The sequence below is a fragment of the Burkholderia sp. B10 genome (assembly GCF_004368385.1).
Classification (GTDB): Bacteria; Pseudomonadota; Gammaproteobacteria; order Burkholderiales; family Burkholderiaceae; genus Burkholderia; species Burkholderia vietnamiensis.
Genome location: NZ_PQMX01000018.1, coordinates 30,325 through 47,725, shown reverse-complemented (window position 1 = coordinate 47,725; position 17,401 = coordinate 30,325). Strand labels below are relative to the sequence as shown.

The window sequence follows — 17,401 nt, the reverse complement described above, 5'->3', positions numbered from 1 at the left end:
GACGGGCCGTCAGCGAACCCATGCCGCCTCTCGCCGACAGCCCCATGTCCAACCGAACGGAAAGCGATTGCGTGATTCGCGACAGGGTATGTCTCAAGCACGTTGCACACTGTCCATCAGAATCAGGAACAGGAACAGGAACAGGAGATGCACACGTGAATACCCGCATGACGAAACCGGCGAGCCACGAGCGCGCCTACCTGGCACGATCATCTCGTTGCCTCCGCAACGATTCCGCAACGCTGCGTATCGCATTGCGCCCGTGGGGATTCGATGCCTGCGTCGTCCAGTCGTGGATCAACGCACTGCCTACACTGGATCGGGCTATCGCGTGGGAGCTCGCGACCGATCGACGGGCGCCCGGCGCGGATATCGTGGTCCACGTCGTCAGGCCGGCGCCGGCAGCGCGCGGGCAGTTCTGCTGGAACGGCATCGGTGCAAACTATGCGCTCAGGCAATCGCTTGCGGCCTGCGGCACGGAGCTCGCTCTTCTGATCGGCGCTTCGGAGCAGATGCCGGCCGAGCGCGTCGGTCACTGGGTCGCCGCCGGGGCATTGCCGCCGGCCGCGGCACTTGCAAGGCTCGGCCGGTTGATCGCGGCCTGTGCCGCGCCGCAGCGGCAGACGCAGCCGCCGGTGCGACGCGCGCTGATGCGCCTGATCTCGCATGATCTCGACATGGCATGAACGGCCTCGCGCGGCGGTCGCGGACGGAACGCCGCACCGCCGCCCGATTGCTTTTACTCCTGCGGCGAATGCCTGCGCACGTCAGGCGGTCATTCCGGACGCCCCGCTTCATCGGCGCGGCTTGCACCCGCCGGCTTGCCGTACATGCGTGCAAGCTCATTCGCCTCTCGCACGAACTCGGCACGCAAGCCGGCGGGCGCAAGCACCTCGACGTTCGGCCCGAACGAGCGCAACCACCACCGCAAGCGCTGACTCAATAGCACGGTGCCCTTGACGAAAAGTGCGTCGCCGTCGCGGGTATGTGCCTGATCCTTCGACATCGGCGCTTCGAGCAGATGCTCGCCGGCACCGTTGAGGAACTTGAGCTTGAGCATCACCTCCTTCTCGACCATGAAGTCGAAGCGACGCTGTTGCTTCACATAGGCATCGAGCGAAAAGGTCGGCGGATAGTCAAACGTTTCGAGCAGCGCGCTGGCACGCGTGAAACGGTCCATGCGGTACATCGTCGGTTCGGTCTTGCCCGGCGTACCGCCGACCAGGTAGACGAGCCCGCCAACCTCCACGAACCCGAGCGGCAGAATGATCCTGGCCCGGTCGTTGTCGGTGTTGTGACGCGGGCGATAGACGATTTCGAGCTTGCGCTCTTCAAAGAGTGCGCGTGACACGATGCCGAACAGTTCCCGGTCGATTACCGGGTAATGCAGCGAGAAGCCGCCGCTTTCGACCGCGACCTTGCTCGCCCAGCGCGAATAGCGCCGCTCGGTTTCATTGCTCGTCCGCTGCAGCCGTGCCTCCGCGACGTCGAACATCGACGACAGTGATTCGGCCACCAGTTCCGGAATCTGGCGCGACGAAAAGCGCCGCAACGTCTGCAGCGCGAGCGCCTCGTCGAACGTCATCATCGAGCCAGCCTTGGCGGCCATGCCGCTCGCACCCGCCTTCTTGCGCCACACCAGCGCGGTGCCTCGTTCGAGCACCTCGACGAGCCCGTCGCGCTCGAGCTTCGCGAGGCGCCGGTTGATCGTCCTGACGGTTGGCGTGTCGAGCGCGGTCCGCGACAGCCAGCGGTGGATATCGGGGGTGCTGATGTAGTCGTCGTGCGTTGCCGCGTCGGGAAGCGCGCGCATGATTTCGCGATCGAGATCGGACATGATGGGTAAGCGTTGCTCGCAAAGAGTCGATCACGGTATATCGACCGGCGATGGCCATTCTTGAGCGCCTCGCCTCCACGCTTCGCGCGAAGCAAGCCCTTCAGGTGACACAGCACGTGCTCGAGCGGACCCATCGGGCGCAGACTCAGGCCGGTGCCAGCGCATGCCGAATCGGATATTCACGCAGACGAACTCGTGCCGGACGCGAGTGTGCCGTGCGGTTCGGACAATTGGTGTCCCGATGACGGATTCACTTCCGCGGCGGCGTGAACATCGATGTGCATGCAACGATCGTCACGACCGCGCCGGGGATGCATGACCTCATGCGGCATCAAGACACCGTATGTCCGAACGGGCGTCGACAATACCCGTTCGACAACCACAGGACGATATTCTCGATGCCATTCTCTTCGGACATGCGGCGCTCGACGTTTCAGGCCGAGAACCGCCTCGCGAAAGACGATTCCGATAACAAAGTACAGGTTCGCGTCGATGCAGCGCGCGGCCAGCCGCTGATTGACGACCTCGACTTCAATGACGGGGCAATCAACCACGCCGCCATGAAAATTCCGCTGAACGAGCGGCCCATGTCCGAGAAAATGCAGCATGTGGCCAAGTGGATCGCGTGCAACTTCGACAAGCCCGTCAAGGTTCGACAGGCCGCCGATCTCGTCGCGATGAGCGAGCGCACCCTGCTGCGTCACTTTACGAGCGAGATCGGCATGGCACCCAGCGCCTATTTGATGCGTGTCAGGCTGGCACGCGCGTGTGCGATGCTCGCCTTCACCGCGCTCCCAGCAGACTCGATCGCTCGACGTTGCGGGCTCGGCAGCGGCGAGCATCTCGCGCGCCTGTTTCGCCAGCACTTCGACAAGACCCCGATCGAATATCGGCGAGCACATGCGCATGCGCGTCCGGACATGCGTGCAGTGGAGCGCGATGGCGCGGGGGACGCGCCGAGCTTTTTTCGGTCCGTGCCGTGACCGTCAAGTCGTGCCATGTACCCAGCCGGTACAGCGCATCGGGAGAGATGCTCGAGCGATCTGGTGGCAGCGGCCTTCGCGCGTTCAAACTGGCCCGGCCGGAGCTTCATCGACAATCGCAAGCCGTTTAGCGCATGGCGTCGCTCAAACTCAATCGGCGACAGGCCGAACCATCTCACGTTTCGTGGAGGTCCCAACTCTTTCGAGAAATGGTATGGACACCTCCCTCCCGTATCGTGAGGCGCAGGCAAAAGCGGTCGCCTGGGTGATTCTTGGCTTTGCTTCGCCGAAGTAGCAACGCGGCTATCTCGAATTGACCAAATCCGGTTACACCATGGTTACATGGTCTACGGCTCGACGGCATTGACTCAAGGGGGATTTTCGCCAGTGCTTGATTTGACTGGCCCGCCCTACACGATTCGAACGTGTGACCTACGGCTTAGAAGGCCGTTGCTCTATCCAACTGAGCTAAGGGCGGTCGAGAGAAAAGACACGGCGACACAAACACAACCCAGGCCGCATGCAACGCACAGGCGCTTCGAGCCATACCAGAACCACCCACTCGAAGCCCCGAAACGAAACGGGCCCGGCATGAAGCCGAGCCCGAAATTATACCCGATCATCGCGACACATCACGCCAGACCGGTGCAGCAACCATCAAACCGGTTGCGGATGCAGCATGAACCACCCGAGACAGAACGCCCCGGCGATCACACAGTAAAGCCCGAACGACGCCAACCGCCCGCGCCCTTCGAAATAACGCATCAGGAACCGCACGCTCAGATACGCGGCAATCGCCGTCAACACGCCGCCGAGCAGTGCATCGGCGAGTTGGTCGCGAGCATGGAACAGCTTCGGCAACTCGAGCACGCCCGCGGCAAAAATGATCGGCGTACCGAGCAGGAACGAAAACTCCGCAGCCTTCTCCGCAGTCAACCCGGCCACATTGCCGGCGATCATCGTCAGCCCGCTGCGCGAGAAGCCCGGGATCAGCGCGCCGATCTGCGCGAGGCCCACGAGGAACGCCTGCTTGAACGTCATCTTCTCTGGCGGCTGATGCGCGCGGCTGCGCTGAATCCGATCGCCGATCCACAGCAGCACGCCGTTGACGATCAGTGCGATCGCAACGATCCGCAGGTCGTGGAACACGCGCTCGATGCGCTTCTCGAGCAGCAACCCGACGATGCCGGTCGGGATCGTGCCGATGATCAGCGCCCACATCATGTGCCCGTCATCGTTCTTGCGCCCGCCGAGCTGCGCGAAGAAACCGCCGATCAGCGCAATCCAGCGCTCACGGAAGTACCACAGCAGCGCGAGCGCCGTACCCAGATGCAGCGCAACGAGAAATGGCAGCAACTGCGGCGCGTGCTTGTCGATATGCATGCCGAACAGCGCCGGCACGAGCAGCGTGTGGCCGAGGCTGCTGACGGGGAACAGTTCGGTGACGCCCTGCAGGACGCTCAGGAATACCAGAAACCAGAGACTCACGCGTCGGTCCTTTTAAAGGTGAACAATCGGTAGGAAGACGGACGACGCACCGCGTCATCCGAAAAACGCGCCCCGATTATGCCGAGCCATGATTACTGCGCCAAGGGCATTTGACCGCTAATTGCGGCGATGCACACAAACGCTTGCAAAATGTAAGCGCACAGAAAGCAAAAAGCCCGCCATTTGCATGGCGGGCCTTTCGAATCGGACAGAATCCTGTCGTCAGCGGCCGAGCTGATAAAAGAACAATACCGTGCTGCCGGTGAACATGCCGAACAGTGCGATTCCCATTGCCATTGCCAGATCCATGGCGCCTCCTCGAAGTGTCATGACCCGGCAACATCACCGGTTTAGATGCATTATCCCGACCGTCGACGGTGTTAAAAAGTCGCGATTTCCCGAGAAGGGTTTTCCCCGACCGCGTCGCTGCCCGATAATGGAGCGCGCTCGCGCATCCCCTCACCCGTTCATCCCGACTTGCCATGCCGATCTTCCAGCAGCACGACATCCATGAACTTCACACCGGCCCGTCGCTCGTTCGGGTCGCTCCGCAATTCGGCGGCCGCCTGCTGTCGTGGCACGTCGACGGCGAGCCGATCATCTTCTGGCCGGAAACCGCCGACTGGACCAACCTCGCGCGCGTGCGCGGCGGCAATCCGCTGTTGTTCCCGTTCCTCGGCCGGCATCGCGTCGACGGCGAACTCGGCCGCTGGCGCGACGCCGCCGGCGTGGTCCGCGACCTGCCGATGCACGGTTTCGCGCGCGACCTGCCGTTCGCGGCACACGCGTCGCCGGACGGCGCCGCGCTCGCGATGTCGCTCGATGCAACCGACGCGCTGCACGACAGCTACCCGTTCGATTTCCGCTTCGAAGCGACCTACCGTCTCGTCGATGCCCACATGCTCGACGTCGCGCTGACCACGACGAACCGCGGCGCCACGCCGCTGCCGTACTACGCAGGCCACCACTTCTATTTCGCGCTGCCGCACGGCGAACGCGCCCAGACCACGCTCGAGCTGCCGCCGACGCAACGCCGCATGCAACTGGCCGACGGCTCGATCAGCGCGGCGGAGCCGGGCCAATCGTCCTACAGCCTCGGAGATCCGGAGATCCTCGACCGCTTCCACTGTCTCGACGATGGCGCGCCGTCCGCGCCGGTACGGATCGTGATGCCGGGGCGCGGCCGCACGATCGAGATCGCGCTCGACATCCCGGGCTCGATCCCGTGGTATGCGGTCACGACGTGGACCGAGAAGCCGGAATCCGACTTCTACTGCGTCGAGCCGTGGCTCGGCCTGCCGGACGCAATTCACAACGGTCTCGGGCTGCGCATGCTCGCGCCGGGCGCGACCGAAACGGCCACGCTGCGCATTCGCGTGCTGCCGCACGCCGGCTGACATCGCCGGCGCCGGGCCGGCCATGCCGGCCGACTACGGCCAGAAACTGCGGCGGGCCGATCGAACCCGTTAAAATCGGACGTTTTGGATTGCCTGCCGCGCCGCGCGCGGCAGCGTTTTGCGAGGTTCAATGTTCGGAACAACAACGAAGCGGCTCTTCGCTGCCGCCTGTGCGGCGCTGCTCGTCGCGTGCGGCTCCGCGCCCGTCGGCCCCGGCTACTACCGCGTCGAGCGCGGCGACACGCTCTACAAGATCGCCCGCGACAACCGCACGTCGCTGGCAAACATCGTGCGCTGGAACCAGATCACGAATCCCGATGCGATCGAAGTCGGCCAGGTACTGCGCGTCGCGCCGCCGCCCGGCACGACGACCGCGTCCACCTCCGGCACCAGCACCGGTAGCGCGCCGCGCAGCCGCCCCGCGCCATCCGCGCCGGTCGAATCGAACGTCAAACCGGCTTCCAGCATCGCGCTGATCTGGCCGGCAGCCGGCAATGTGGTGCGCACGTTCGACGGATCGAAATCCAAGGGGATCGACATCGCGAATTCGGCCGGTACGCCGGTGCAGGCGGCCGCCACCGGCACGGTCGTCTATGCGGGCAACGGCTTGCGCGGCTACGGCAATCTGATCATCCTGAAGCACAACGCCGATTACCTGACGGCCTACGCGCACAACCGCGCGCTGCTCGTGAGGGAAGGCCAGTCGGTCACACAGGGGCAGACGATCGCCGAGATGGGCAGCAGCGACAGCGATCGCGTCGCGCTGCATTTCGAGCTGCGTTACGGCGGCCGCTCGATCGACCCCGCACGCTACCTGCCCGCGCGCTGAACGCGCGGGCCGCCGACGGACGACATGAGATGCCGGCATGCATCGCATGTCGTCGCGAGGGCAATCCGAAAGGTTGTGTCAGCGCTTGCGCAGACGACCGATGAAACGGCCGGACAACGGATCGACACGGCTCGCAAACATCACCAGCGCGCCGATTCCGAACAGGCTGAACCCCGTAGCAATCAGAAGCAAATCCATGGTCACATCACTGTTTTGTCGTGATCTTATGCGTCATTGAGAAATCGTGCACTGAACTGCCCCGTCGCACGAGTCCGAACATTCCCTATCCACAGTCGCCATTGTGGTTTCGGTCGCGTGAATCAATGATGTAAGCGCGCCGACGGTTGCTTCGGCAGACCTCGACGCGACCCGCGATACCGCGTGCAGCCGACCGCCCAAAAAGGCCGCTCAGCCACTTCAGCACGAGGGTTCCAGCCGCGCCGCGATTGCCGCGTGAGCGACGGCGGACGGCTCGCGCCGACTCAACAAACATCCCACGGCAACGTGACACGCACCGCGCTCGGCGAACTGAGGAAGGTTTCTAACCGTCGCGCGAACGGCTCCGTGCGCGCCGTGCACTTCGTCGGCCGCGACGACGAAGCAATCGCGACCGGCGGTTACCGCATCGGCCCGCGGTCATGGTCGGCGTGCCCCAGGGCGGGACAGCTACCGACATCGTGAAGGCGTTCATCGCGCCGCCGAACCCCGGCGATGTTGGCGACGACACGCTCGCGCATCCCTCGCCATGCAACGCACGCCAGCAGCACGGCCGTGCCGCGACGGCCAGCCGGTCGCCCGATAGCCCGGATGGTTTATAGTGGCGCCACGCAGCCTTTCTCCCGAACACCGATGTCCTCCCAACACGAAACCGCCGCGGGCGCGTCGCATAGCCCGCTCTACGCCAAACTCCTGGGTGAAACCGCCAAGATCGACTGGTGCGATCTCGAGCGCTTCTTCGCACAAGGCAAGCTGCTGTCGGTCGCGCGCGATCTCGATCTCGTCAGCGTCGCGGAAGCGATCGCCAGCGACGACGCCGAGCAAGTCACGCGCTGGCTGTCGGCCGGCCTCGTCGCGCGCATGCCGGCACCAACCGCTTCCGACTACGCGGCACGCGATCCGGAGCTGTGGGCGGTAGTCGTGTCGCCGTGGGTGTGCGTGCAGGAACGCGCCTGACGCGTTCGCGATGTCCGAATCCGCCTTACCGCACGCGGCCGACACCGCATCGGCCGCCGTCTCGCACCGGCGCGTCCTCGCGCTCGCGTTCCCGATCGTCCTCGCCAACCTGACCCAGCCGCTGCTCGGCGCGGTCGACACGGCCGTGGCCGGCCATCTCGACGGCGCGCAGTATCTCGGCGGCGTCGCGCTCGGCGGCCTCGTCTTCAACTTCGTGTTCTGGGGCTTCGGCTTCCTGCGGATGGGCACGACCGGCCTCGTCGCGCAGGCGCACGGCGCCCGCGACGCAGCCGGCATCCGCCTGAGCGTGCTGCGCGCGCTCATCGTCGCGTTCGCGCTCGGCGCCGCCGTGCTCGCCTTGCAGGTGCCGCTGCTGTCGTTCGCACTGACCGCGCTCGGCGGCAGCGACGCGGTGCGTGCGACGGCACTCGCCTACAGCCGTGCACGCATCTGGAGTGCTCCGTTCGCGCTGGCGAACTACGTCGTGCTCGGCTACCTGCTCGGCGTGCAGCGCGTGCGGCTCGCCCTCGTCGCGCAGGTGTTCATCAACGCGGTGAACATCGGCGCCGTGCTGCTCTACGTGTACGGCTTCGGCTGGGGCATCGCCGGAATCGGCGCCGCAACGGCCACCGCGGACGCGTGCGGCTTCGCGCTCGGCGCGTGGATGCTGTGGCGGCTGCGGCCGCGCGGCCTCGGGCCGCTCGCGGCGCATGCGCTGGTGGATCGCATAGCGCTCACGCGGCTGATCGCGCTCAATCGCGACATCTTCCTGCGCACGCTGTGCCTGCTGGGCGCGTTCGGCTGGTTCGCGCATCTCGGGGCGCAACAGGGCGACGCGACGCTCGCCGCAAACGCGCTGCTGCTGAATTTCCAAACCTTCATGGCATATGGGCTCGACGGCTTCGCTCACGCGGCAGAAGCGCTCGTCGGCGCCGCAGCCGGCGCACGCGATCGCGCGACGTTCCGGCAGGCCGTGCGCGTCACGCTGCTGTGGTCGGCGCTGGGTGCGCTGCTGTTCGCGCTCGTCTATTGGGCAGCCGGCGGCTGGATCGTCGCGCGGCTGACCGACCAAGCAGACATCCGCGCCGTCGCGCTGCGTTATTTGCCCTGGGCAGCCGTCTCGCCGATCGTTTCCGTGTGGGGCTTTCTGCTCGACGGCGTGTTCATCGGCGCAACCCAGACGCAGTCGCTGATGCGCGCGATGGTGGCATCGCTCGCGGTCTTCATCGCTGCGACGCTCGTCGCCGTCGGCCCGTTCGGCAACCACGGACTGTGGTTCGCACTGCTGCTGTTCATGGCCGCGCGTGGCGCGACACTCGCACGCCATCTGCCGGCGCTCGTGCGGCGCATCGGCGCCGACGGGCCGGCGGCCGGCGCCTGAGCGCCTCGGGCAACGGCTATTGCGCCGCAGCGCCCGCGGGCGCCGGCGACACATCGAGCATCGACGGCGGCGTCATGTCGGTCGGCACGCCGTGGTAGTCGGCTGGATCCTGCGGCGGGTGGCCGCGGCGTGCCTCGCGAGGATCGCCGGCACAACCGGCAAGAATCGACACGGCCAGCACGAACAGCATCAAACGGGGCATCGGGAAGGCTCCGAAAAACGGCGCGCCCAGCGCGCGCCGGAACCGGGCCGAGTCTAGCCGAATTCCGGGTTGGGAGTCGTCGCGCACATGTCCTACCATGCAAACATGGCGCTGTGCCGTTGAAAGGAGGCTGCCATGATGTCTGAAGAGATCGCCGGCCTGATCGGCCTGTTCATCGGTGTGATGGTGCTCATCGCGCTGTCCTACTTCGAGTCGCGCGAATACAAGCGCACCCACGGTGGCGAAGGGATGATCCATCACTGGATGGCGGAACACCATCTGCTCGACTGGCGGCGCAAGCATTAGCGCACGCCGCTGCGTCGTCGGGTCCGCCGCGTGAGCGGCGCATCCAACGTGCGGACATGCGCACGCTGGAGCGGCCGGTGCGTGCCGCGAAAAGCGAACGCCATCACGCGGCGCATCGGCGCGTGAGGGCGTTCGTTTGCGTTCGCCTGCGCGTGCGCGTCGGGCGCGACGCGCAGGCAAGCGGCAGTGCTCAGCCCAGGAAGTGCCGGGCGTAGCGCGCGTTGATGTCCGACAGGCGGAACAGCGTCAGGAAGTCGGCGCAGTTGAAGTCGGGATCCCAGGCCGGTGCGCCGCAGATCTTCGCGCCGAGGCGCAGATAGCCCTTGATGAGCGGCGGCGGCGCGACGACGGTGCCCGTCTGCAGCTCGTCGACCGGCAGCGCGGTGTGCGGGAAGGCGCGGTACTCGGGCGCGGTCAGCGAGTGTGCGGGCAGCGACTGATACAGGTTGGCCGCATAGTGGCCGCCGTCGGCCATCGACACGCTCGCGCAGCCCAGCATCGTCTCATAGCCGTTCTGCATCATGTAGGCGCCGAGACCGCCCCACAACGCCATGATCACCGCGCCGCTACGGTAGTCGCTGTGCACGCACGAGCGGCCGACCTCGACCATCTTGCCGCGCAGGTGCGTCAGCCGCGACAGGTCGAATTCGCCCTCGGCGTACAACCGGCCGACGCGGGCCGCCTGGTGCGGCGGCAGCACGCGATACGTGCCGACAACTTTCAGCGTATCGAGATCGCGGACCAGCAGGTGGTCGCAGTAGGCGTCGAAAGGATCGACGTCGAGACCGGACGGGCCGCTGACCTGCGCGCCCATCTCCTCGGCGAATACGGTGTAGCGCAGACGCTGCGCCTCGCGCAGTTCGTCTTCCGTGCGCGCCCAGGCGGCCCGCAGACGGTACTCGGATGTGACGGTTTCAGCGGCGCGCGGCAGGTGGCGCCGCGCTGTATCGAGGGGCAGCGAGGCGAAGGGGAGCGTAGGCGTCGGCAGTTCTCGCATTAGGCTTTCCTGGTCGTAAGGAATAGGACGACATGCCAGCCAATGTAGTAACCGGTCGTTACCGTTCTGTGGCACGACCGTGTCCTTTCAATGACGTGTCGCCGAATTGACTTTAGCAGAAAGCTTACGCAACCGTATGATCAATGGCACGAAAACCGCTTCAGACAAGCTCCGGCGTCAGTACGGCGCGCAGCACGGCCTGATGGTTGCCGTCGCGGGTGCGGCTCGCGAGCCACACGATGCCGCCCTTCTTGACGCTCCAGCTGTCGCCGTTGCGCGCGATCAGTTCGGCGGCGACGCAGCCGAGCGTCGGCTGGTGGCCGACGATCACGACCGTCGGTGCGATGCCGTCGGGCCAGCCTGCGGCGGCCAGCACGTCGTCCACGCTGCCGCCCGGGGCGAGCGCATCGACGGTCCGGTACTGGTCGGTGAGCGCCTCGACCGTCTGCACCGTGCGCGCCGCCGGGCTCGCGAGGATCACGCTGCTCGATTCGAGCCGGCCGCGCAGCCATTTGGCCATCGCCTGCGCTTCCTTGCGGCCGCGGGTGGTCAGTTGTCTCGCCAGATCGTTGGCCGCGTAGTCCTCGGCCTCGGCGTGACGCCACAGGATCAGATTCATCATCGTGTCTCTCCATGTGTCGGCGAACCGTCCGGCCGTACGTGTGCGCGGCGGACGGTCATCGTTGGTATTGTCGCCAATCGGTGGGCGTTCGTGGTCGAACGCGGCATGTGGATAACGGGATTGACCCAGCGACCCATTAGACGCTAGAATCTTTGGCTCGTCGGAGCGTAGCGCAGCCTGGTAGCGCATCTGATTTGGGATCAGAGGGTCGTAGGTTCGAATCCTATCGCTCCGACCAAAGGAATCAAGGGGTTACATGCCAAAAGCGTGTAACCCCTTTTTCTTTTTGCGCAGTAGCGACCGGTTTTCACCGGCGCCAGCCCACGCACGAATCTTGCGACACCACGCGATAATATCCGTGATCAAACTCGCAACCGCGCATGAACGACCCAATTTTCAAAACCGCCCTCTTCGGCGCGCTGCTCGCGTTCGCCGCATCGTGCAACGCCGCACCCGGCAAATCGATCGACGCCGCGCTCGACTGTCATTCGAACGGCCACAAGTTCGTCGCGCCGCTGCTCGCCGCGGGCGACATCGAGTCGCAGCCGATGCACGTCGAACCGAATTCGGTGAACGCGTTCCGTACGAGCCATCCGTTGACCGCCTATGGCTTCGGCGTCTACGTCGTGCTCGGCTACCAGGCGAACGACCCGATCTTCCGCTCGGGCACCGGCACGCCGATCGGCGAATGGGCCTATGGCGTCGTCGTGCACGGCACGAAGAGCGCCGTCGAGACGGCCGTGCGCAATGCAGGCAGCGACGCCACCGTCAAGCAGGCGTTTCCGTTCCTGACCGCGATCGTGTGCTCTGACTGAGCGAGTCGCGCAGAATCCGGGCGCGCGCAAACGCGCCGCCCGCCCACGCGCGAACGCCGAACGCATCAAGCGCCGGTATAGACGACGCGATACGGAATACCGACCTTCTCCCACTCGGCCGCTTCCTGGCTGAGGCTGTAGTCGGTCAGCGGGTTTTGCTCGACCCATGCGCCCGGCAGGCGCACTTCATACCCGCCCTTCTTCATCTGCGACACGGAAATGTCCGGCAGCCCCGCATCCGTGCGGCGTCGGCACAGCAGCGCGGCGAGCCGCAGGCAGAACAGCAGCGGCCACTCGACATCGCGCGCCTGCGACAGCTTGCCGAGCTTGCCCGCGTGCCCGAGCACGAGCGCGGCGAGGCGCGCCTGATCGGTACGCGAAAAGCCCGGCATGTCCGCATTGCTCGCGATATAGGCCGAATGCTTGTGATACGAACTGTGCGAGATCGACAGCCCGATCTCGTGCAGCGCAGCGGCCCAGCCCAGAAACGTCCGGCCTTCCTCGCGCGCCTCGTCGTCGCCTTCCTCGAGTTCGTCGTAGAACCGCACGGCCAGCGCGGCGATCCGCCCGGCCTGCGCACGATCGACGCCGTAGCGGCGCGTGAAGCCCTCGACGGTCACCGCGCGCATGTCCTCGTGCTGCGTGCGGCCGAGCAGGTCGTACAGCACGCCGAGACGCAGCGCGCCGTCGGTCGTATCGACATAGTCGACGCCCAGCTCCTCGAACACGGCCAGCATGATCGCGAGACCGCCGGCGAGCACCGGCACGCGATCGGGCTTCAGCGCGATCAGCTTCAGCCGGTTCACGTTCTCCGACTTGATCAGCGCGCGCTTCAGGCGCTCGAGCCCGCCGCGCGAAATGCCGTGCGTGATGCCCGCATCGTTGAAGCCGTTCGCCTCGACGAGCTCGGCGAGCGCACGCGCGGTACCGGACGACCCGATCGCCTGGTCCCATCCGGCCTTCTTGTACTCGCTGGAAATGATCTGGATCTCGCGCTTGGCCGCGAGCTCGGCCTGTCGCATCGTGTATTCGTCGACGTTGCCGGCCGGAAAGAACGTGCGGCTGTGGCTCACGCAGCCGATATAAAGGCTCTCCATCACGAGCGGCGTGTAGTGCGAGCCGATGATGAACTCGGTCGAGCCGCCGCCGATGTCGACCACGAGCCGCTTGCCCGCGCTCGCCGGCACCGAATGCGCAGCGCCTGCGTAGATCAGCCGCGCCTCTTCGCGACCGGCGATCACTTCGATCGGAAACCCGAGCGCCGCCTCGGCCTCGCCGAGGAATTCGCCCGCATTCTTCGCGACCCGCAACGTATTGGTCGCCACCGCGCGCACATGATCGGGATGGAAATCGCGCAGGCGCTCGCCGAACCGTTTGAGCGCGTCCCAGCCACGCTCCTGCGACGCACGGTCGAGCATCTTGTCGCTCGACAGCCCCGCGGCCAGTCGAACGGGCTCGCGCAACGCATCGACAGGATAGATCTGGCTGCCCGCCGACGTTTCCTCGACGCGCCCGACGATGAGCCGGAAGCTGTTCGAGCCGAGATCGACGGCCGCCAGCAAGTGGGGGGATGTAACCATCAGAAGGGGCTCCGTGCGCGTACGCCCGCGGCAACCGCAACCGGTCAGGCCCGCTGGACGACTGTCAAAGGCGTCATTTTAAGCGTGGAACCCTTGCCATTGCCACGCTTCACGGGCATGTAAACAGGTAGATTCCATATATCCGAAACATTTATGAGACGAAACGGGTTCCGGCGTAGAATTTCCCGATACCAATAAACCAACGTCATCAGCACGTCATCCTACCGTGAGAGTTTCCGAGCGTCCTTTCGAATCATCGCCCGAATCATCCGTTACTCTGCCGATGTCCGCTCGCTACCCGCTACTCAATCGTGAACTCGGCATCCTCGGTTTCAACGAGCGTGTGCTGGCCCAGGCCGCCGACCCGCAAGTGCCGCTGCTCGAGCGCCTGCGCTTCATCTGCATCACCAGCAGCAACCTCGACGAATTCTTCGAGGTGCGGATGGCGGGCCTGCAGGAACAGATCCGCGACAATCCCGGTGCGCTGACGCCCGACGGCATGTCGCTGCAACACGCTTACGATCTCGTCGTCGAGCGCGCGCAGCGGCTCGTCCATCGCCAGTACACGATGCTGCACGAAACCGTGCTGCCCGCGCTCGAACAGGAAGGCATCTACTTCCACGCGAGCGACACCTGGAACGACGCGCAGCTCGAATGGGCGCGCCGCTACTTTCTCGACGAACTGCTGCCGGTGCTCACGCCGATCGGCCTCGATCCCGCGCATCCGTTCCCGCGCGTGCTGAACAAGAGCCTGAACTTCGTGGTCGAGCTCGAAGGCCGCGACGCGTTCGGCCGGCAGGCGGTGATGGGCATCGTGCAGGCGCCGCGCGCGCTGCCGCGCGTGGTGCGCATGCCGCAATCGCTGTCGGGCTTCGAGCACGGCTTCGTGCTGCTCAGCTCGTTCATGCAACGCTTCGTCGGCGAACTGTTCCCGCAGCTCGTCGTGAAGAGCTGCAACCAGTTCCGCATCACCCGCAACAGCGAGCTGTTCGTCGACGAAGACGAAATCACCAACCTGCGCGTCGCGCTGCAAGGCGAACTGCCCGCGCGCCACCTCGGCAACGCGGTGCGCCTCGAAGTCTCGGCCGACACGCCGGCGCACATCGTGCGCCGCCTGCTCGACGAAAGCAGCCTCGGCGACAAGGACTGCTACCGCGTGGCAGGCTCGGTGAACCTCGTGCGGCTGATGCAGATCCCCGATCTCGTCGACCGCCCCGACCTGAAATTCGCGCCGTTCGTCGCGTCGATCCCGCCCGCGATCGCGAATGCGCCGACGATGTTCGACGCGATCGACGCCGGCGACATCCTGCTCCACCATCCGTACGAGAGCTTCCAGCCGGTGCTCGAGCTGTTGCAGCAGGCCGCGAAGGATCCGAGCGTGGTCGCGATCAAGCAGACGATCTATCGCACCGGCACCGATTCGCCGCTGATGGACGCACTGATGGAAGCCGCGCGCAACGGCAAGGAAGTGACGGTCGTCGTCGAGCTGCTCGCGCGCTTCGACGAGGAGACCAACATCAACTGGGCGTCGCAGCTCGAAGCGGTCGGCGCGCACGTCGTGTACGGCGTGGTCGGCCACAAGTGCCACGCGAAGATGATGCTGATCGTGCGGCGCGTGGTCGAAGGCGGCAAGGCGACGCTGCGCCGCTACGTCCACCTCGGCACCGGCAACTATCATCCGCGCACCGCGCGCCTCTACACCGACTTCGGGCTGATGACGGCCGACCAGAAGATCTGCGAGGACGTGCACCACGTGTTCCAGCAGCTGACCGGCATCGGCGGCGAGCTGACGCTGCACGAGCTGTGGCAGTCGCCGTTCACGCTGCATCCGCGCATCATCGATTCGATCCGCGCGGAGATCGACAACGCGCGCGCCGGCAAGCGCGCCCGCATCGTCGCGAAGATGAACGCGCTGCTCGAGCCGTCGGTGATCGCCGCGCTGTACGAAGCGTCGCAGGCCGGCGTCAAGGTCGACCTGATCGTGCGCGGCGTGTGCGCACTGAAGCCGGGCGTGCCGGGGCTGTCGGAGAACATCACGGTGCGCTCGATCGTCGGCCGCTTCCTCGAACATCACCGCATCTACTATTTCCATGCGGGCGGCGCCGAGGAAGTCTATCTGTCGAGCGCCGACTGGATGGACCGCAACCTGTTCCGCCGCGTCGAAGTCGCGTTCCCGATCCGCGCGCGCAAGCTCAAGCGCCGCGTGATCGCCGAAGGGCTGTCGGTCTGCCTCGGCGACAACCAGTCGGCCTGGCTGATGCAGAGCGACGGCCACTACCGCCGCCGGCGCGCGGGCAAGACGGTCCGCAATGCGCAGCTCGGGCTGCTCGCGAAGTTCTGTTCGTAGCGACGCCGTGCGCGCGCTCGCGCGCCGCGCAGCAAACGAAAAAGCACAACCCGCGGGTTGTGCTTTTTTCATTCCGGGCCGCGCGCCGATGCAGCGCCCGGCGCGCGCGTTACACGCTCACGCCTCGAACGCCGCGGGCCGGATCGCGATCACGCGCGACGCCGGGAACCGCGCGGTGAACGTGCTGCCGCGCCCTTCCTCGCTCTGCACGTACAGGTGCGAGTCGTGCCGCTGCAGCACGTGCTTGACGATTGCGAGGCCGAGCCCCGTGCCGCCCGTGTCGCGCGAGCGGCTGCGATCGACGCGGTAGAAGCGCTCGGTCAGTCGCGGCAGGTCGGCCGCCGGAATGCCGAAGCCGCTGTCGGTGACCGAAAACACGCCTTGCGCGCCCTCGCGCCGCCACGACACGGCGATCTTGCCGCCGTCCGGCGTATAGCGGATCGCATTGGTGACGAGATTCGCGAACGCGCTGAACACTTCGGTCTGCGCGCCGGTCACGCCGAGCGTCTCGTCGATCGAGAACGTGATGTCGTGGTGCCCGTTCGACAGCGTCTGCGCGTCCTCCTTCAGATGATCGAACAGCGCGCGCATGTCGACCGCGTGATCCGTCGGCGGCCGGCTTTCGCCCTCGAGCTTCGCGAGCACCAGCAGATCGGTCACGATATGCCGCATCCGCGACGCCTGCTGCTCCATCAAGTCGAGATAACGCGCGCGATCGTCTTCGTTCAGCGGCAGCTCGCGCATCGTCTCGAGGAAGCCCGACAACACCGTCAGCGGCGTCTTCAGCTCATGCGACACGTTGGCGACGAAGTCGCGCCGCATCGCATCGGTGCGCTCGAGCTCGGTGATGTCCTGCGTGAGCAGCAGCTTGCGGTTCTCGCCGTACGGAAACACCTGCACTTCGAGCACGTTCTGCCGCGATTCGCCCATGCCGCGCATCACGAGCGTCTCGTCGTAATGCTGCCCGTTCAGGTAGCGGACGAACTCGGGATGGCGCACGAGGTTCGTGATGTGCTGGCGCAGGTCGCGCTTCGCGTCGACGCCGAAGTGCACCTCGGCGATCGCGTTGCACCATTCGATCTGATCGTGATCGTCGAGCATCGCGACGCCGTTCGGCGACGCCTGGATCGCCTGGATGAAGCGCGAATGCTGCTGCTCGACCTGGCGCACCTGCGCATGCCACTGCTTCGCGAGCTTGTGCAGCCGGTAATAGATTTCGCCCCAGATGCCCGGCGCGCTCGGCACCTCGCCATAGACGGGCGCATCGAGCAGACGCCACAGGCGTTGCGTGTGGAACGTACTGAAGAAGCCCTGCGCAACCAGCATCACGACCGCGAACGCGAGGCCCGCAATCGGGCCGGCGAACACGCCGACCAATACGCTGATCAGCACGAGCAGCATGAGCGACACGAGAAAGCGCGCCCAGATGATGTTCATGTTTCAG

At 65.7% G+C, this 17,401-nt stretch carries 16 protein-coding genes and 2 tRNA genes; 10 read left to right on the top strand and 8 right to left on the bottom strand.

Annotated features, from left to right (window positions below; translation table 11 throughout):
- Positions 1-155 precede the first annotated feature (155 nt).
- A complete protein-coding gene (locus C3Y15_RS11985) occupies positions 156-686 on the top strand; it encodes a hypothetical protein (RefSeq protein ID WP_224056575.1) in 531 nt (176 codons plus the stop codon).
- 89 nt (positions 687-775) lie between these two features.
- On the opposite strand, the gene C3Y15_RS11980 is transcribed toward C3Y15_RS11985, so the two are convergent.
- Positions 776-1,837 (bottom strand): WYL domain-containing protein, encoded by a 1,062-nt coding sequence (locus C3Y15_RS11980; protein ID WP_059567945.1) that lies wholly within the window; start codon positions 1,835-1,837, stop codon positions 776-778.
- 266 nt (positions 1,838-2,103) lie between these two features.
- On the opposite strand from C3Y15_RS11980, the gene C3Y15_RS11975 reads away from it, so the two are divergent.
- On the top strand, positions 2,104-2,820 hold the full coding sequence (locus tag C3Y15_RS11975) for an AraC family transcriptional regulator (protein ID WP_224056577.1): 717 nt from the start codon (positions 2,104-2,106) through the stop codon (positions 2,818-2,820).
- A 401-nt stretch (positions 2,821-3,221) separates the two neighbouring features.
- On the opposite strand, the gene C3Y15_RS11970 is transcribed toward C3Y15_RS11975, so the two are convergent.
- Positions 3,222-3,298: transfer RNA gene (locus C3Y15_RS11970), tRNA-Arg, on the bottom strand.
- A 179-nt stretch (positions 3,299-3,477) separates the two neighbouring features.
- Positions 3,478-4,308 carry an undecaprenyl-diphosphate phosphatase gene (locus C3Y15_RS11965; RefSeq protein WP_011884310.1) on the bottom strand — a complete coding sequence of 277 codons (831 nt, stop codon included), beginning with the start codon at positions 4,306-4,308 and terminating at the stop codon, positions 3,478-3,480.
- Between the two features lie 482 nt (positions 4,309-4,790).
- Here C3Y15_RS11965 and C3Y15_RS11960 point away from each other — a divergent pair, with 482 nt between their 5' ends.
- The 4 genes from C3Y15_RS11960 to C3Y15_RS11945 all read left to right on the top strand — a co-directional run bounded on the left by C3Y15_RS11960 (position 4,791) and on the right by C3Y15_RS11945 (position 9,088).
- Positions 4,791-5,705 (top strand): aldose epimerase, encoded by a 915-nt coding sequence (locus tag C3Y15_RS11960; protein ID WP_069246204.1) that lies wholly within the window; start codon positions 4,791-4,793, stop codon positions 5,703-5,705.
- A 130-nt stretch (positions 5,706-5,835) separates the two neighbouring features.
- Positions 5,836-6,534, top strand: coding sequence for a peptidoglycan DD-metalloendopeptidase family protein (locus C3Y15_RS11955; RefSeq protein WP_011884308.1), 699 nt, complete (start codon positions 5,836-5,838; stop codon positions 6,532-6,534).
- Positions 6,535-7,383: 849 nt separating this feature from the next.
- Positions 7,384-7,707 carry a DUF2288 domain-containing protein gene (locus C3Y15_RS11950; RefSeq protein WP_034193252.1) on the top strand — a complete coding sequence of 108 codons (324 nt, stop codon included), beginning with the start codon at positions 7,384-7,386 and terminating at the stop codon, positions 7,705-7,707.
- 10 nt (positions 7,708-7,717) lie between these two features.
- A complete protein-coding gene (locus C3Y15_RS11945; protein WP_069246203.1) occupies positions 7,718-9,088 on the top strand; it encodes an MATE family efflux transporter in 1,371 nt (456 codons plus the stop codon).
- A gap of 16 nt (positions 9,089-9,104) precedes the next feature.
- Here C3Y15_RS11945 and C3Y15_RS11940 read toward each other — a convergent pair whose 3' ends face one another.
- Complete coding sequence (locus C3Y15_RS11940) at positions 9,105-9,290, bottom strand: hypothetical protein (protein WP_069246202.1); 186 nt, start codon at positions 9,288-9,290, stop codon at positions 9,105-9,107.
- 135 nt (positions 9,291-9,425) lie between these two features.
- Here C3Y15_RS11940 and C3Y15_RS31720 point away from each other — a divergent pair, with 135 nt between their 5' ends.
- The gene (locus C3Y15_RS31720; RefSeq protein WP_011884304.1) at positions 9,426-9,596 is read left to right on the top strand and encodes a hypothetical protein; all 171 of its coding nucleotides are present in this window, start codon (positions 9,426-9,428) and stop codon (positions 9,594-9,596) included.
- Between the two features lie 190 nt (positions 9,597-9,786).
- On the opposite strand, the gene C3Y15_RS11935 is transcribed toward C3Y15_RS31720, so the two are convergent.
- Entirely contained in the window at positions 9,787-10,593 is an 807-nt protein-coding gene (locus tag C3Y15_RS11935) for a GNAT family N-acyltransferase (RefSeq protein WP_011884303.1), read from the bottom strand.
- A gap of 160 nt (positions 10,594-10,753) precedes the next feature.
- A complete protein-coding gene (sixA, locus tag C3Y15_RS11930) occupies positions 10,754-11,215 on the bottom strand; it encodes a phosphohistidine phosphatase SixA (protein WP_011884302.1) in 462 nt (153 codons plus the stop codon).
- A gap of 161 nt (positions 11,216-11,376) precedes the next feature.
- Between sixA and C3Y15_RS11925 the strand changes: the two genes are divergently transcribed.
- Together C3Y15_RS11925 and C3Y15_RS11920 are read left to right on the top strand one after the other, a co-directional pair.
- Positions 11,377-11,453: transfer RNA gene (locus C3Y15_RS11925), tRNA-Pro, on the top strand.
- Between the two features lie 142 nt (positions 11,454-11,595).
- Positions 11,596-12,030 (top strand): hypothetical protein, encoded by a 435-nt coding sequence (locus C3Y15_RS11920; protein ID WP_011884291.1) that lies wholly within the window; start codon positions 11,596-11,598, stop codon positions 12,028-12,030.
- Between the two features lie 65 nt (positions 12,031-12,095).
- On the opposite strand, the gene ppx is transcribed toward C3Y15_RS11920, so the two are convergent.
- Positions 12,096-13,610 carry an exopolyphosphatase gene (ppx, locus tag C3Y15_RS11915; RefSeq protein WP_011884290.1) on the bottom strand — a complete coding sequence of 505 codons (1,515 nt, stop codon included), beginning with the start codon at positions 13,608-13,610 and terminating at the stop codon, positions 12,096-12,098.
- 283 nt (positions 13,611-13,893) lie between these two features.
- On the opposite strand from ppx, the gene ppk1 reads away from it, so the two are divergent.
- Positions 13,894-15,957 (top strand): polyphosphate kinase 1, encoded by a 2,064-nt coding sequence (gene ppk1, locus C3Y15_RS11910; RefSeq protein WP_045579266.1) that lies wholly within the window; start codon positions 13,894-13,896, stop codon positions 15,955-15,957.
- A gap of 117 nt (positions 15,958-16,074) precedes the next feature.
- Here ppk1 and phoR read toward each other — a convergent pair whose 3' ends face one another.
- A complete protein-coding gene (phoR, locus tag C3Y15_RS11905; protein ID WP_011884288.1) occupies positions 16,075-17,394 on the bottom strand; it encodes a phosphate regulon sensor histidine kinase PhoR in 1,320 nt (439 codons plus the stop codon).
- Positions 17,395-17,401 lie beyond the last annotated feature (7 nt).

Bases quoted from the DNA above. Each gene is read 5' to 3' on its own strand.
- C3Y15_RS11955 (WP_011884308.1), top strand. From the start codon at position 5,836: ATGTTCGGAACAACAACGAAGCGGCTCTTCGCTGCCGCCTGTGCGGCG.
- sixA (WP_011884302.1), bottom strand. From the start codon at position 11,215: ATGATGAATCTGATCCTGTGGCGTCACGCCGAGGCCGAGGACTACGCG.
- ppx (WP_011884290.1), bottom strand. From the start codon at position 13,610: ATGGTTACATCCCCCCACTTGCTGGCGGCCGTCGATCTCGGCTCGAAC.
- phoR (WP_011884288.1), bottom strand. From the start codon at position 17,394: ATGAACATCATCTGGGCGCGCTTTCTCGTGTCGCTCATGCTGCTCGTG.
- ppk1 (WP_045579266.1), top strand. From the start codon at position 13,894: ATGTCCGCTCGCTACCCGCTACTCAATCGTGAACTCGGCATCCTCGGT.
- C3Y15_RS11920 (WP_011884291.1), top strand. From the start codon at position 11,596: ATGAACGACCCAATTTTCAAAACCGCCCTCTTCGGCGCGCTGCTCGCG.
- C3Y15_RS11945 (WP_069246203.1), top strand. From the start codon at position 7,718: ATGTCCGAATCCGCCTTACCGCACGCGGCCGACACCGCATCGGCCGCC.
- C3Y15_RS11940 (WP_069246202.1), bottom strand. From the start codon at position 9,290: ATGCCCCGTTTGATGCTGTTCGTGCTGGCCGTGTCGATTCTTGCCGGT.
- C3Y15_RS11980 (WP_059567945.1), bottom strand. From the start codon at position 1,837: ATGTCCGATCTCGATCGCGAAATCATGCGCGCGCTTCCCGACGCGGCA.
- C3Y15_RS11950 (WP_034193252.1), top strand. From the start codon at position 7,384: ATGTCCTCCCAACACGAAACCGCCGCGGGCGCGTCGCATAGCCCGCTC.
- C3Y15_RS11935 (WP_011884303.1), bottom strand. From the start codon at position 10,593: ATGCGAGAACTGCCGACGCCTACGCTCCCCTTCGCCTCGCTGCCCCTC.
- C3Y15_RS31720 (WP_011884304.1), top strand. From the start codon at position 9,426: ATGATGTCTGAAGAGATCGCCGGCCTGATCGGCCTGTTCATCGGTGTG.
- C3Y15_RS11960 (WP_069246204.1), top strand. From the start codon at position 4,791: ATGCCGATCTTCCAGCAGCACGACATCCATGAACTTCACACCGGCCCG.